This is a genomic window from Variovorax sp. dw_954 (assembly GCF_018449755.1).
In the GTDB taxonomy this organism is placed as follows: domain Bacteria; phylum Pseudomonadota; class Gammaproteobacteria; order Burkholderiales; family Burkholderiaceae_C; genus Variovorax.
On sequence record NZ_JAAVVD010000008.1, the window covers coordinates 98,350 to 111,926 of the forward strand.

The following is a 13,577-nucleotide window of genomic DNA, read 5'->3' on the forward strand; positions in this document are numbered from 1 at the left end:
CGCCCCGCGGGCTTGCGGTTCCCGCGGCCTCGCTGTCGGTGGCAACGCCGTTCGCGGGGTGACCGTCGTCAGCCCCTGGCCACCGGCCTCGCCGCATCGCTGCACCATTCGCTCCAGCTACCGGCATAGAGGCTGGTCGCGTCATAGCCCGCCACGCGCATGGCCAGCAGGTTCGGCAAGGCGCTCACGCCGCTGCCGCATTGATGCACCACGCCGGCCGGGTCGCGCCCGGCCAGCAGCGCATCGAATTCCTGGCGTAGTTGCGCGGCCGGCTTCAAGCGGCCGTCGGCGCCGAGGTTCTCGCTGACGGGCCGGTTCAGCGCACCGGGGATGTGGCCGGCCACCGGATCGAGCGGCTCCACTTCGCCGCGATAGCGCGGCGCGGCGCGCGCATCGATGACGGTCTGGCCGCTGTCGCCCAGCCGCTGCAGCACCGTGTCGGTCACGACCAGCCGCGCCAGTTCCGGCCCCAGCACGAAGTTCGACTGGAAGTGCGACGGCTCCTCGCGCCCCGTGACCTCGCCGCCCGAGGCTTGCCACGCCTGCAGCCCGCCGTCGAGCACGGCCACGGCTTCATGCCCGACCCATTGCAGCATCCACCAGAGCCGGCCGCAGTAGTTGAGGCCGTTGCGGTCGTACACCACGGCCTGCATGTCGTTGCGGAAACCGATGCTCGACAGCCATTCGGCGAAGCGTTCGCGGCTCGGCAGCGGATGGCGACCGCCCGAGGCCGGCAGGCCCATGTCCGCGGCGATCACGGTGCCGCCCTTGCCCGGCGCACCGTGCGGCGCGCTCAGGGCGGTGTCGAGGTTGGCATACACCGCGCCGGGGATGTGGGCTTCGCGGTATTGCTGTTCGCCGGCATGCGGCCGGGCCAGGTCGAAGGTGCAGTCGAACACCATCAGCGGCGCGCCCGCGGCCTGCAGCGCCTTCAGTTGTTCGACGGAGATCAGGGTCGTGTACATCGCGATCGGTCCTTCGTTCAATGTTCTTCTGCCGGTGCCCTGGGAACGGCGCGCTGGCGCAGGATGGTCGCGGCAATGCCGCTTCCCACGATCATCGCCATGCCGCCCCAACCCATCCCGTCGATGCGGTCGCCGAACCACGCCACACTGTAGATCGCGGCGAAGACGATGCCCGAATATTGCAGGTTGGCGACCAGCAGCGTGCCGCCCGGCGTCTTGGCCCGTGAGTAGGCGCGCGTCATGCAAAGCTGTCCGAGGGCGGCCAGCACGCCGACCGGCAACAGCCACATCGCGTGCAGGCCGCCGGGCCAGTCGGAGAAGCCGGTCGCGACCGTGCCCATGCCGCCTGCCACCGCCGAGCCCACGGCAAAGTAGAAGACCGTGCGCGACTCCGGCTCGCCCATCTTCGACAGCGCCACCACCTGCATGTAGGCGAAGGCCGCCGTCAGCCCCGACATGAGGCCGACCAGCCCGGCGAAAGCCTGGCGGTCGCCGATCGTCGGACGCAGCATCATCACCACGCCGGCGAAGCCGGCGACCACGGTGAGCATCAGCGCCCCTTGCAGCGGCGGTCGCCGCACGCGGCCGTCGCGCCCGGGCAGCGGCACCCAGGCGAGCAAGGTGCCGCCGATCAGGAACACGGCAATCCACACGCTGCTCATGTAGTTGAGCGTCATCGCGGTGGCCAGCGGCAGGTGGGCGATGGCGTAGAACCAGGCGCCCAGCGACACCACGCCGATGAAACTGCGCCAGGCATGCATGCCGGGATACTGCGTGCGCAGCGACACGCCCTGGCTGCGCGCCAGCAGCGCCAGGAAGACGATGCCGATGAGGCCGCGGTAGAAGACCAGTTCGGCCGGATTGAACCATTCCGAGGCGATCTTCACGCAGACCCCCATGGTCGCGAATATCAGTGCGGCCAGCACCATCCAGAGCGCTTGCATCTTGCCTCGAACGTCGAAAGGAAAAGGAAGCGGCGCCGGTTGCGGCGGCGCCGCGCAGGGTCAGGCCGAGAGGGCCTGCTGGGGCAAGGCGTCCGCGGGCAACATGGCGCGCCGATACCACTCGTGGAAGTGCTCCATGCCGTCTTCCATCGGGCTCTGGTACGGGCCGCTCTCGTCGTCGCCGCGCAGCATCAGCGCGCGGCGGCCGGCATCCATGCGTTCGGCGATCTCGTCGTCTTCCACGCAGGTCTCCATGTAGGCAGCCTGCTGCGCCTCGACGAACTCGCGCTCGAAGGCGACGATTTCCTCGGGGTAGAAGAACTCGACCATGTTGAGCGTCTTCTGCGGCCCGATCGGGTGCAGCGTCGACACGGTCAGCACGTGCGGGTACCACTCGACCATCACGTTCGGGTAGCAGGTCAACCAGATCGCGCCGTACTTCGGCGGCTTGCCTTCGCGGTATTGCAGCAACTGCTCCTGCCACTTCTGGTAGACCGGGCTGCCCGCGCGGCCGAGCCGGTTGGCCACGCCCACGGTCTGCACCGAGTACTTGTCGCCGAACTCCCAGCGCAGGTCGTCGCAGGTGACGAAGCTGCCCAGGCCGGGGTGGAACGGACCGACGTGGTAGTCCTCGAGGTAGACCTCGATGAAGGTCTTCCAGTTGTAGTTGCACTCGTGGAGTTCGACGCGGTCGAAGGCGTAGCCGGAGAAGTCGAGGTCGGCGCGCGGGCCGAGCGTGGCCAGGTCGGCCGCGATGCTGCGGCGGCTGCCGCCGGGGCGCGTCTCGAACAGCAGCCCGTTCCACGCCTCGAGCGGATAGTTGTGCAGGTTCAGGCAGGGGTCCTGGGCGAAGTGCGGCGCGCCGATCAGCGTGCCGGTGGTGCGCGGGTCGGCCGCGGCATAGGTCCAGCGGTGCAGCGGGCAGACGATGTTGCCGCCGGTCTTGGCGTCGAGCGCGCCGCGGCCTTGCAGGATCACGGCCTGGCGATGGCGGCAGACGTTGGAGATCAGCTCCACGCCCTTGGGCGTATGCACCAGGGCGCGGCCTTCGTGCTCCTGCGGCAGCGTGTGGTAGTTGCCCAGTTCGGGCACCGCGAGCTGATGGCCGACGTAGCGCGGGCTGTCCGCAAACAGCGTGGCCATCTCGCGGGCGTAGAGCGCCTCGTCGAAATACGAGGAAACATGAAGAGGGCTTGAGGCCTGCTGCAGTTGAAGACTTAAATCAGACATGAGGACCTGACCAAGCTCCCCACAGGGAGAAAGATGGAAACGGGAGACGCCGTCGCGAAGGAAGAAACGGCCCAAAAAAGATATCGGCAACCTGCCGGGGCAGGAAGGGCGGATTGTACCCGCCGGGTTTCATTCCGGCCTCCGCCGGTCGTACCATGCGGTTCGTCACGCTCTGGTACCGGAGGGGGACGCCCGCGGGTCGGCCCCGATTGCGGTCCCCACCCTAAAATGCCCGGTTTGACCGACGATCCCCGCATGCCCAAGCCAACCCCTCCCGCGTCCGCGCCGGCCGCGCCGCTGCCGGCCAGCTACGAAGCCGGCCTGCAGGAACTCGAACAACTGGTGGCCGCCCTCGAATCGGGCCAGTTGCCGCTGGACGAACTGCTCGGCAGCTACCAGCGCGGCGCTGTCCTGCTGCAGTTCTGCCGCGAAAAGCTGCAAGCGGTCGAGGACCAGATCAAGGTCCTGGATGCCGGCAGCCTGAAGGCCTGGACACCCGAATGACAGTGCGCCAACTGGAATCCTTGGAGTCCTGGAATGGCGCCCGCCTGGCCGCCTGGTGCAACCCCTTGCTTGCCGAGGTCGAAGCGGCGCTGTCGCGCTGGGTCGGCGTCGACGGGCCGCCGCAGCTTGGCGACGCGATGCGCTATGCCGTGCTTGATGGTGGCAAGCGCCTGCGTCCGCTGCTGGTGCTGGCCGCGAGCGAGGCGGTTGGCGGCGACCCTCAAGCCGCGTTGCGCGCCGCCTGCTCGACCGAGTTGATCCACGCCTATTCGCTGGTCCACGATGACCTGCCCTGCATGGACAACGACGTGCTGCGCCGCGGCAAGCCGACGGTGCACGTGAAGTTCGGCGAGGCCGATGCGCTGCTCGCCGGCGATGCCTTGCAGGCCCTGGCCTTCGAACTCCTCACCCCCGGCGACGGCAGCGTTGCCGATCGCGTGCAGGCGCGCCTGTGCCGGCTGCTGGCCCTGGCCGCCGGCAGCCACGGCATGGCCGGTGGCCAGGCCATCGACCTGGCCAGCGTCGGCGTGGCTCTCGATGAGCCGCAACTTCGGCGCATGCACCAGCTCAAGACCGGCGCGCTGTTGCAGGCCAGCGTCGAAATGGGCGCCTCATGCGCCGAAGGCGTCCCCGCCGAAGCCATGCGCGCCTTGCGCGAGTACGGCGCGGCGCTCGGCCTGGCCTTCCAGGTGGTCGACGACATCCTCGACGTGGTCGCCGATTCGGCCACGCTCGGCAAGACGGCGGGCAAGGACGCCGAGAACGACAAGCCCACCTACGTATCGCTGCTCGGCCTCGACGGCGCCCGCGCCCGCGCACAAGCGCTTCTGTCCGACGCACTGGCCGCCCTGGGACGCACTACGCTGCCCGACACGGCGGCGCTGCGCGCGCTGGCCCACATGGTCGTGGACCGCGACCGATAAAAGACAAACATGGCTCCGCTCCTCCCCACATTGCACGACCCCTCGGCCTTGCGCCGCTTCGACCGCGTCCAGCTCAAGCAACTGGCCGACGAGGTGCGCGACTGCGTGCTCGACAACGTGTCGCGCACCGGGGGCCACCTCAGCTCGAACCTCGGCACGGTCGAGCTGACCGTCGCCCTGCACCACGTCTTCAACACGCCGCACGACCGGCTGGTGTGGGACGTGGGCCACCAGACCTACCCCCACAAGATCCTGACCGGCCGGCGCGAGCGCATGCCGACGCTGCGCCAGCTCGGCGGACTGTCGGGCTTCCCGCAGCGCGGCGAGAGCGAATACGACACCTTCGGCACCGCGCACTCGTCGACCAGCATCTCGGCCGCGCTCGGCATGGCGATGGCGGCCAAGCAGAAGGGCGAGGACCGGCACTCGGTCGCGATCATCGGCGACGGCGCGCTCACGGCGGGCATGGCCTTCGAGGCGCTCAACAACGCTGGCGTCTGCGACTGCAAGCTGCTCGTCATCCTCAACGACAACGACATGTCGATCAGCCCGCCGGTCGGCGCACTGAACCGCTACCTGGCGCAGCTCATGAGCGGCCAGTTCTATGCAGCCGCCAAGAACGTCGGCAAGAGCGTGCTGCGTGGTGCGCCGCCGCTGTTCGAGTTCGCCAAGCGCTTCGAGCAGCATGCCAAGGGCATGGTGGTGCCGGCCACGCTGTTCGAGAAGTTCGGCTTCAACTACGTCGGCCCGATCGATGGCCACGACCTCGACTCACTGATTCCCACGCTGGAAAACCTCAAGCACCTCGACGGCCCGCAGTTCCTGCACGTGGTCACGAAGAAGGGGCAGGGCTACAAGCTGGCGGAGGCAGATCCGGTGGCCTATCACGGGCCCGGCAAGTTCGATCCGTCAGTCGGATTGGTCAAGCCCGCGACCGCGCCCAAGCAAACCTTCACGCAGGTCTTTGGCACATGGCTGTGCGACATGGCCGCGAACGACGGCCGGCTGGTCGGCATCACGCCGGCGATGCGCGAAGGCTCGGGCATGGTCGAGTTCGAGAAGCGCTTTCCGGGGCGCTACTACGACGTCGGCATCGCCGAGCAGCATGCGGTGACCTTCGCCGCCGGCCTGGCCTGCGAAGGCCTGAAGCCGGTGGTGGCGATCTACTCGACCTTCCTGCAGCGTGCGTACGACCAGCTGATCCACGACGTGGCGATTCAGAACCTGCCCGTGGTGTTCGCGCTGGACCGCGCCGGCCTGGTCGGCGCCGATGGTGCAACGCACGCGGGCGCCTACGACATCCCGTTCCTGCGCTGCATACCGAACATGAGCATCGCCTGCCCGGCGGACGAGGCCGAATGCCGGCAGTTGCTGACGAGTGCCTACCAGCAGAACCACCCGGTCGCAGTGCGTTATCCGCGTGGCGCCGGCGCGGGCGTCACGCCGCATCTCACGCTGGATGCGCTGCCCTTCGGCAAGGGCGAGATCCGGCGCAAGGGCGAGCGTGTCGCGATCCTCGCCTTCGGCACCTTGCTTTATCCGGCGATGCAGGCGGCCGAGGCGCTGGGCGCCACGGTGGTCAACATGCGCTGGGTCAAGCCGCTCGACGTCGAACTGCTGCTGCAGGTCGCCAGGTCGCACGAGGCCATCGTCACGGTGGAAGAGGGCGCGGTCATGGGCGGCGCCGGCAGTGCGGTGACCGAGGCGCTGAACGCCGCCGGCCTGCTCAAGCCGGTGCTGCAACTGGGCCTGCCGGACCAGTTCATCGAGCACGGCGACCCGGCCAAGTTGCTGGCCCTCCAGGGGCTGGATGCAGCGGGCATCGAAGCCAGCATCCGCGCGCGCTTCCCGAAAGCGCGCCTTGAATCAGTGGCTCCGGTTGCGGCTCAACTGCCCAGGTAGGCGTCCTGGACCCTCGGGTTGCCGAGGAGTTCGCGCCCACTGCCTTCCAGCACGATCGCGCCGGTCTCGATGACATAGGCGCGGTCGGCGATCTTCAGCGCCTGGCGCACGTTCTGCTCCACCAGGAAGATCGTCAGGCCCTGCTTGTTGATCTCGCGCAGCGTGCGGAAGATGTCCTGCACGATGATCGGCGCCAGACCCATCGACGGTTCGTCAAGCAACAGCACGCGCGGCCTGGCCATCATGGCGCGGCCGATGGCCAGCATCTGCTGCTCGCCGCCGGAGAGGTTGCCGGCCAGGCCTTCGGACCGGTCCTTCAGCACCGGGAACAGCGTGAAGATGCGCTCCATGTCCGCGGCACGCGCGCCGGCCCCGTCGCGACGCGTGTAGGCCCCGAGCTCCAGGTTCTCGCGTACCGTCAGCGTGGTGAGCGTGGCGCGGCCCTCGGCCACCTGCACCACGCCGCCTGAGACGATCTTGTGCGGTGCCAATCCGGTGATGTCGTGTCCATCGAACGTCACGCGGCCCGCGGTCTTCTTCACCAGGCCCGAGAGCGCGAGGAGGGTGGTCGACTTCCCCGCGCCATTGGCGCCGACCAGCGTGGTGATCTGGCCCTCGTGCAACTGGAAGTCGATGCCCTTGACGGCCTCGACGTGGCCGAAGGAAACCTTCAGGCCCTGGACCTGCAGCAGGGGTGCGCTCATGCGGCGGCTCCTTCGTCGTTGGTCGCTTCGTCGTCCTCGCGGCCCAGGTAGGCCTCGATGACTTGCGGATCGTTGCGGATCTGGTCCGGTCCGCCGCGCGCGATGATGCGGCCGAAGTTGAGCACGGCGATCTGCTCGCACAAGCCCATCACGAAGCGCATGTCGTGCTCGATCATGAAGATGGTGTAGCCGCGTTGGGCAATGTTCTCGATCTCGCGCATGAGATCCGTTTTCTCGGTGCTGTTCATGCCGGCGACGGGTTCGTCGAGCAGCAGCAGGCGGGGCTCGGTGGCGAGGGCGCGGGCCAGTTCGAGCTTGCGCTGGTCACCGTACGAGAGGTTGTCGGCGAGCTGGTCGGCCTTGTGGTCGAGCTTGACCCAGCTCAGCAGTTCGCGCGCCCGGTCGCGCGCGCGGCGCTCCTCGCTGCGGAACATGCCCGTGCTGGCCAGCAGCCCGAAGGCGCCGTAGCGCAGGTGCGCATCCATGCCGACGATGACGTTCTCGGTCAGCGACATTTCCTTGAACACCCGGATGTTCTGGAAGGTGCGCGCGATGCCGCCACGGGTGATCTCGAAGGGCTTGCGGCCGACCAGGTCCTGCCCGTCGAAACGGATGCTGCCGCTGGTGGGCGGAAGCAGGCCGGTGATCAGGTTGAACACGGTCGTCTTGCCGGCGCCGTTGGGGCCGATCAGCCCGAACACGCCCTTGTCGGGCACGGCCAGGTTCACGTCCTGCAGGACCTTGAGGCCGCCGAAGTGGCGCGAGACGCTCGTGAGTTCGAGCAGGTTCTTTGAAGCGGTCATGGGTGCTGGCGCTGCGCTCATGCGGCTTCTCCCTTGCGGCCGAACCATTGGCGGAAGCGCGCCGGATCCCAGATGCCCTTGGGCAGGAACAGCACGATCAGCACCAGCACCAGCCCGTTGACCACGAGGCGGAAGCCGCCGAGTCCGCGCAGCACCTCGGGCAGGATCGTCAGGATCACGCCGCCGAGCACCGGGCCGGTCAGGCCGTTGATGCCGCCGAGGATGGTCATCGTGAGGATGTCCACCGCGCGGTTGAAGCCGTATTCGCCGGGGCCGATGAAGAAGGTCAGGTGCGCGTTCAGCGTGCCGGCCAGCCCCGCGATCGCGGCGCCGAGCACGAAGGCCAGCATCTTGTGGCGCGCCACGTCGATGCCCATCAGGCCGGCGGCCGTCTCATCCTCCTTGATGGCCTCGAAAGCGCGGCCCACCTTGGAGCGGCGCAGGCGCCACAGCAGCAGCAGCGTGAGCACCAGCGCCAGCAGCACATGCCACCACTGCGTGAGTTGCGGAATGCCATTGAGGCCCAGCGCGCCGCCGGTGATGGATTCGGTGTTGAGCACCGCGATGCGGACCACCTCGCCGAAGGCCAGGGTGGCCATCGCCAGGTACACGCCCGACAGCCGCAGCGTCGGCCCGCCCATGATGGCCGCGACCAGCGCGGGCGCCGCCATGCCGCCGAGGATGGCGACCGGGAACGGCATGCCGTAGTTCATCGTGAGGATGGACGCGGTGTACGCCCCGATGCCCATGAAGGCCGCGTTGGCCACGGACAGCATGCCGCAGGCCAGCGTCAGCCAGATCGAAAGCGCCAGCAGTCCGTTGATGCCCAGCGAGAGCACCAGGTTGCTGTAGACGGCCCAGAAGTTGTCGAGTGAAGCCATATCAGACCTTGCGCTCCTGCAAGGAGCCGAACAACCCTTTCGGCCGCACCAGCAACACGAGGAACAGCAAGCCGAAGGCCACCGCGTCGCGCATGCTGGAACCGATGTACGCCACCGACAGCACCTCCGCAAAGCCGAGGAACAGGCCCGCCAGCATCGCGCCGCGGATGTCGCCCATGCCGCCCAGGATGATCACGGCGATGCCCTTCTCGAGCATCGGCTGGCCCATCAGCGGGAACAGCGCGTTCGAATACAGGCCGATCAGCACGCCGGCCAGGCCGCCGAGGCCGGCTGCGATGAACGACGTCAGGTAGAACAGCCCTTCGACGTTCACGCCGACGAGGTACGCCGCCTTGGGCGACTCCGCGATCGCGCGCAACGCGCGTCCCATCTGCGTGCGCTTGAGCGCCAGCATCAGCACGCCCATCAGCACGAAGGACACCAGCACGATGCCGAGTTCCAGCACGGTGACGTGGATGCCCGCGAACTCCAGCGCGTTGTCGGGAATGGTGCCGGCCGGGAAGCGCACGTTCTCCGCGCCGAAGATGGCTTGCACGCCGTTGTTGAGGACGATCGCCACGCCGATGGTCGCGATCATCGGGATCAGGTGGGGCGCGTTGCGCTTGCGCAGCGGCTTGAGCACCAGCACGTCGATCAACAGGCCGAACAGGCCGCTGAACAGGAACGCAGCGAGCAGGCCGGTCCACAGCGGCAGCGAGAACACGCGCATGAAGGTGGCCGCCGCATAGGCGCCCACCATGAAGATGGCGCCATGCGACAGGTTGATGACGCCGAGCACGCCGAAGATGAGGGTGAAGCCCAGCGCAAAGAGTGCGTAGACGCACCCTAGCGACAAGGCGTTGACGAGTTGCTGATCGAGCACGATGGGCTCCTGACTGCCACGGCACCGCGCCGCGGCCTGACAAAAAAGAAAACGGCGCAGATGTCTGCGCCAGAAGCAAGGGCGAAACGCAAGGCCGCGTGTGCGACCCTGCGAAACGGGCGGCTTACTTTTCGATTTCGAACTGCGTGCCCTTGGTCACGCTGACGATGGCTTGCTGCTTTGCATCATAGCCAGCAGGCTTGCCGGCCTTGTCGTTGGCGCGCGTGAAGCTGAAGGCGCCGGTGGCGCCGGTCCACTTGGCGTTGGGCAGCGCATCGCGCAGGGCGGCACGGTCGGCCGGCAGCGTACCGGTCAGCTTGACCGTCTTCAGCGCCTGCGTGGCGATGTACATGGCGTCGTAGGCCTGCGCCGCGAACTGGTCGGGCGCGGTGCTGTACTTGGCGGTGTAGGCCTTGATGAACTTGCTGTTCTCCGGCGTCGCGTTGCTGGACGACCAGGGGCTGCCGACGTACAGGTTGTCCGAAGCGCCCTTGGCCAGCTCGAAGACCTTGACCGAATTCATGCCGTTGCCGCCGATGAAGGGCACGTTGATGCCCAGCTGGCGTGCCTGCACCATGATCGGTGCGCCTTCGGCCAGCAGGGCCGACAGCACGATCGCGTCAGGGTTGGTGGCCTTGATCTTGGTCAGCTGCGCCTTGAAGTCGACGTCGCCCTTGGCGAAGGTCTCGGTGGTGGTCACCGGCATCTTCGCGTCTTCGAGGGCCTTCTTGAAGTTGTCGTAGCCGCTCTTGGTGAACACGTCGTCGTTGCCGTAGAGCACCGCGACCTTCTTCACGTTGGCATGCTTGACGGCCACGCGCAGCGTCTCGGGCAGCACGTCGGCTTCGGTGACCGAGTTGCGGAACACGTAGTCGCCGATGGAGGTGATGCCGTCGGCGGTGTTGGAGGTGCCGAAGGCCACGGTCTTGGCGGCTTGCGCGATCGGGTCGGCGGCCTGGGCCGAGTTCGACAGCGTGGGGCCGAAGACCATCAGCACGTTGTCCTGGAAGATCAGCTTCTTGAAGACGTTGATCGCGTCTTCCTTCTTGCCCTGCTCATCCTCGACCACCAGCACGATCTTGTTGCCGTTGATGCCGCCGGCGGCATTGATCTCGTCGGTGGCCAGCTGGAAGCCGTTGCGGATGGCCGTGCCGTACTGGGCGGCGCCGCCGGACAGCGCTTCCGCGACACCGATCTTGATGTCGGCAGCCTGCGCTGCGCCAACGAATGCGGTGGCAGCGAAGGCCGCGAGAAGCGCAGGTCTGAATCGGGTTGAGTTCATCTTTGAAGGCACTTTGGATAGAGTTGGAAGATAAGCGGGTTGACATTTTAAGACGGGCCTGCAGGGCCAAAGTCCGCCAGTGCGCATTGGCTTGCAGGGGTATCCCCTCGTCGCCGCCGGGGCAGCGTTCATGATGCGGCGTGCTGCAATGCCCCGAACCACATTCTTGGAGAACGATTCAATGGACCGTCGCGGGCTGATGAGAAACGCAGGGGTGGCGGGCGTGCTGGCCGCAGGACTGGCGCCAGCCGTCCATGCGCAGGTGGCCGTGCGCTGGCGCCTGGCATCGAGCTTTCCGAACTCGAACGCCAACCTTTTCGGCGCAGCGGTCGCGTTCGCCGATGCGGTGCGGGCCATGTCGGGCGGCCGCTTCGACATCTCGGTGCACGCGGGGGGCGAACTCATGACGCCGCTGGGCGTGCTCGACGCGGTGCAGCGGGGCTCGATCGAGATGGCCCATACCTTGCCGTCGTACTTCTATGCGAAGGACCCCGCCTTCGCGATCGGCGCGGGGCTGCCATTCGGGCTCGACGCGGCGCAAACGGTCGCCTGGATGCAGGCGGGCAATGGCCGCAAGCTCATGAACGGGTTCTACGCGGCCTATTCGATGGTGGGGTTCGACGCAGGCAACACGGGCGTGCAGATGAGCGGCTGGTATCGCCGCCCGATCCGTGGCGCGGGCGACTTCCAGCAACTCAAGGTTCGCGCCACCGGCGGGCCGATGGACGCAGTCATGTCCCGCCTGGGCGCCGCTTCCCAGCCCGTTGCCGCGGCCGACCTGCGCCAGGCGCTGGCAAAGCGGCGCATCGATGCGGCAGAGTGGCTGGGGCCGACCGACGACCTGGCCCTGGGCCTGCCGGGCTCGGTGCCCTACTACTACGCGCCGGCCTGGTGGCCGGGCGGCCTGAACATGAGTTTCCTGATCAACCAGAAGTCGCTGGCCACGTTGTCGGCCGAAAACAAGGCGATCGTCGACGCCGCCGCGGCGCAGGCGAGCGCGGCGATGCGGGCGCGCTATGACGTATCGAACGCCGCTGCGCTGAAGGACCTTGCGGCGCGCGGCGTCGTTGTCCAGACGATCCCGCCAGCGGTGATCCGGGCCGTGTTCGCGGCGGCCAGGGAGGTCCATGACGACAACGACCAGAAAAACCCCGAGTGGAAAAGGATCCATGCGGACTACCTGGGCTTCCAGCGCGCGCAACTGCGCTTGTCGCGCCTCGGCGGCGGTCGCATGGAAGCGTTCGTGTCCAGAATGCAGCCCTGATTGCCAGGCCCACCATGCCCACGTCCTACACCGACCTGCCTGACTCGATCGACTCGCCGTCGATGCGCCGCGCCGGTCGCGAGTTGTTGTCGCTCGCGCTGATCGACGCGCGCAATCACACGCTGCACCTGCTTTCGCTCTACGAGCAGGCGATGGGCACCGCCACCTTGCCGGTCGAGCGTCTCGACGGCGTGCTCCCGCCGATCTGGCTGGCAGGTCATGTCGCCTGGTTTGCCGAATGGTGGATCGGCCGCAACACGCAGCGCGCCTTCGGCATCGACTGCCCGTCGCGGCCCACGCGGCTGGCGGCCATCGACCCGCAAGCCGACGAGTGGTGGAACCCGCAGCAGGGGGGCGCCGAAGGAGCCTGGTCGCGAGACATTCCGGATCTTGGCCAGACCAAGGCCTACCTGCTCGAGACGCTGGAGAGCACGCTCGAACTGCTGGAGCGTGCCGCCGAGACCGACGCCGGCCTGTACTTCTATCGGCTCGCGCTGTTCCACGAGGACATGCGCGGCGAGCAACTCGTGGTGATGGCGCAAACGCTGGGCCTGCCGATCGGCATCGAGATCGCGCCCGCCCCGCCGCCGCGCGAACCGTTGCTCGTGCCGGCCGCGCGGTGGGAACTCGGGCTGCCGGCGCAGGGTTTTTCATTTGCGCAGGAGCAGGGCCTGCACGAGGCCGAAGTACCCGAGTTCGAGATCGATGCGCAGCCCGTCACCTGGAGCCAGTACGTCGAGTTCGTCGATGACGGCGGCTATGACCGCAGCGACCTCTGGCTGCCCGAAGGCCTGGCCTGGCTGGCGCGGCATGCCGAGGAAGGGCGCCGCGGCCCGCGCCATGTCGAGCAGATCGGCGTCGAACGGCACGGCACGGGCGGCTCGGTGCTGCAGCACCGCTTCGGCCGCACCGTGCGCGCGGCGGGGCATCAAAGCGCCGTGCACCTGAGCTGGTGGGAAGCCGATGCGTGGGCGCGCTGGGCGGGGCGGCGCATCGCCACCGAGGTCGAGTGGGAGATTGCCGCCGAGACCGCATCGCGCCGGGGCTTCAGGTGGTCCGACGTGCACGAGTGGACTGCCGGCACGCTCAGGCCCTGGTCCGGGTTCCGTGCCGACCCGTGGAGCGAGGGCACGCCTTTCGACCCGGTGCCCGCGTTTGGCCAGGCGCGTGTGCTGCGCGGCGCTTCGCTGGCGACGCGCGCCAGGCTGCGCTCGACCAGGTCCCGCGGCTTCGCGCTGCCCGCGCGCGACGAAGGCTTCTACGGATTTCGCACCTGCGCGATCTGATCGCGC

Annotated in this window: 13 protein-coding genes; 5 read left to right on the plus strand and 8 right to left on the minus strand. The window is 67.9% G+C overall.

Annotated features, from left to right (window positions below; translation table 11 throughout):
* Positions 1 to 68: 68 nt before the first annotated feature.
* The 3 genes from HB681_RS14740 to HB681_RS14750 are packed head-to-tail and all read right to left on the minus strand — an operon-like array spanning position 69 to position 3,139.
* Positions 69 to 965, minus strand: coding sequence for a sulfurtransferase (locus HB681_RS14740; RefSeq protein ID WP_213955588.1), 897 nt, complete (start codon positions 963 to 965; stop codon positions 69 to 71).
* Between the two features lie 17 nt (positions 966 to 982).
* Positions 983 to 1,909: a DMT family transporter gene (locus HB681_RS14745; RefSeq protein ID WP_213955589.1), complete on the minus strand. Its 927-nt coding sequence runs from the start codon at positions 1,907 to 1,909 to the stop codon at positions 983 to 985.
* A 60-nt stretch (positions 1,910 to 1,969) separates the two neighbouring features.
* Positions 1,970 to 3,139, minus strand: a complete 1,170-nt coding sequence (locus HB681_RS14750; protein WP_213955590.1) for an aromatic ring-hydroxylating dioxygenase subunit alpha — start codon at positions 3,137 to 3,139, stop codon at positions 1,970 to 1,972.
* A gap of 255 nt (positions 3,140 to 3,394) precedes the next feature.
* Between HB681_RS14750 and xseB the strand changes: the two genes are divergently transcribed.
* The 3 genes from xseB to dxs are packed head-to-tail and all read left to right on the plus strand — an operon-like array spanning position 3,395 to position 6,468.
* Entirely contained in the window at positions 3,395 to 3,643 is a 249-nt protein-coding gene (gene xseB / locus HB681_RS14755) for an exodeoxyribonuclease VII small subunit (RefSeq protein WP_213955591.1), read from the plus strand.
* Between the two features lie 2 nt (positions 3,644 to 3,645).
* Positions 3,646 to 4,566 carry a polyprenyl synthetase family protein gene (locus HB681_RS14760; RefSeq protein WP_345944686.1) on the plus strand — a complete coding sequence of 307 codons (921 nt, stop codon included), beginning with the start codon at positions 3,646 to 3,648 and terminating at the stop codon, positions 4,564 to 4,566.
* Positions 4,567 to 4,575: 9 nt separating this feature from the next.
* A complete protein-coding gene (gene dxs / locus HB681_RS14765; protein WP_213955593.1) occupies positions 4,576 to 6,468 on the plus strand; it encodes a 1-deoxy-D-xylulose-5-phosphate synthase in 1,893 nt (630 codons plus the stop codon).
* Here the strand turns inward: dxs and HB681_RS14770 are convergent.
* The 5 genes from HB681_RS14770 to HB681_RS14790 all read right to left on the minus strand — a co-directional run bounded on the left by HB681_RS14770 (position 6,453) and on the right by HB681_RS14790 (position 11,021).
* On the minus strand, positions 6,453 to 7,172 hold the full coding sequence (locus HB681_RS14770; RefSeq protein WP_213955594.1) for an ABC transporter ATP-binding protein: 720 nt from the start codon (positions 7,170 to 7,172) through the stop codon (positions 6,453 to 6,455). The two genes, dxs and HB681_RS14770, sit on opposite strands and share 16 nt — an antisense overlap.
* The gene (locus tag HB681_RS14775) at positions 7,169 to 7,957 is read right to left on the minus strand and encodes an ABC transporter ATP-binding protein (protein ID WP_213955757.1); all 789 of its coding nucleotides are present in this window, start codon (positions 7,955 to 7,957) and stop codon (positions 7,169 to 7,171) included. Before HB681_RS14775 ends, HB681_RS14770 begins: the two co-directional genes overlap by 4 nt.
* 35 nt (positions 7,958 to 7,992) lie before the next feature.
* On the minus strand, positions 7,993 to 8,856 hold the full coding sequence (locus HB681_RS14780) for a branched-chain amino acid ABC transporter permease (RefSeq protein ID WP_213955595.1): 864 nt from the start codon (positions 8,854 to 8,856) through the stop codon (positions 7,993 to 7,995).
* A gap of 1 nt (position 8,857) precedes the next feature.
* A complete protein-coding gene (locus tag HB681_RS14785) occupies positions 8,858 to 9,739 on the minus strand; it encodes a branched-chain amino acid ABC transporter permease (RefSeq protein ID WP_213955596.1) in 882 nt (293 codons plus the stop codon).
* Positions 9,740 to 9,863: 124 nt separating this feature from the next.
* The gene (locus HB681_RS14790; protein WP_213955597.1) at positions 9,864 to 11,021 is read right to left on the minus strand and encodes an ABC transporter substrate-binding protein; all 1,158 of its coding nucleotides are present in this window, start codon (positions 11,019 to 11,021) and stop codon (positions 9,864 to 9,866) included.
* A 199-nt stretch (positions 11,022 to 11,220) separates the two neighbouring features.
* Here HB681_RS14790 and dctP point away from each other — a divergent pair, with 199 nt between their 5' ends.
* Both dctP and HB681_RS14800 read left to right on the plus strand, forming a co-directional pair.
* Entirely contained in the window at positions 11,221 to 12,285 is a 1,065-nt protein-coding gene (gene dctP / locus HB681_RS14795; protein WP_345944683.1) for a TRAP transporter substrate-binding protein DctP, read from the plus strand.
* A 14-nt stretch (positions 12,286 to 12,299) separates the two neighbouring features.
* On the plus strand, positions 12,300 to 13,571 hold the full coding sequence (locus tag HB681_RS14800; RefSeq protein WP_213955599.1) for an SUMF1/EgtB/PvdO family nonheme iron enzyme: 1,272 nt from the start codon (positions 12,300 to 12,302) through the stop codon (positions 13,569 to 13,571).
* Positions 13,572 to 13,577: the final 6 nt, after the last annotated feature.

Bases quoted from the DNA above. Each gene is read 5' to 3' on its own strand.
- HB681_RS14790 (WP_213955597.1), bottom strand. From the start codon at position 11,021: ATGAACTCAACCCGATTCAGACCTGCGCTTCTCGCGGCCTTCGCTGCC.
- HB681_RS14750 (WP_213955590.1), bottom strand. From the start codon at position 3,139: ATGTCTGATTTAAGTCTTCAACTGCAGCAGGCCTCAAGCCCTCTTCAT.
- dxs (WP_213955593.1), top strand. From the start codon at position 4,576: ATGGCTCCGCTCCTCCCCACATTGCACGACCCCTCGGCCTTGCGCCGC.
- xseB (WP_213955591.1), top strand. From the start codon at position 3,395: ATGCCCAAGCCAACCCCTCCCGCGTCCGCGCCGGCCGCGCCGCTGCCG.
- dctP (WP_345944683.1), top strand. From the start codon at position 11,221: ATGAGAAACGCAGGGGTGGCGGGCGTGCTGGCCGCAGGACTGGCGCCA.
- HB681_RS14800 (WP_213955599.1), top strand. From the start codon at position 12,300: ATGCCCACGTCCTACACCGACCTGCCTGACTCGATCGACTCGCCGTCG.
- HB681_RS14745 (WP_213955589.1), bottom strand. From the start codon at position 1,909: ATGCAAGCGCTCTGGATGGTGCTGGCCGCACTGATATTCGCGACCATG.
- HB681_RS14780 (WP_213955595.1), bottom strand. From the start codon at position 8,856: ATGGCTTCACTCGACAACTTCTGGGCCGTCTACAGCAACCTGGTGCTC.
- HB681_RS14770 (WP_213955594.1), bottom strand. From the start codon at position 7,172: ATGAGCGCACCCCTGCTGCAGGTCCAGGGCCTGAAGGTTTCCTTCGGC.
- HB681_RS14740 (WP_213955588.1), bottom strand. From the start codon at position 965: ATGTACACGACCCTGATCTCCGTCGAACAACTGAAGGCGCTGCAGGCC.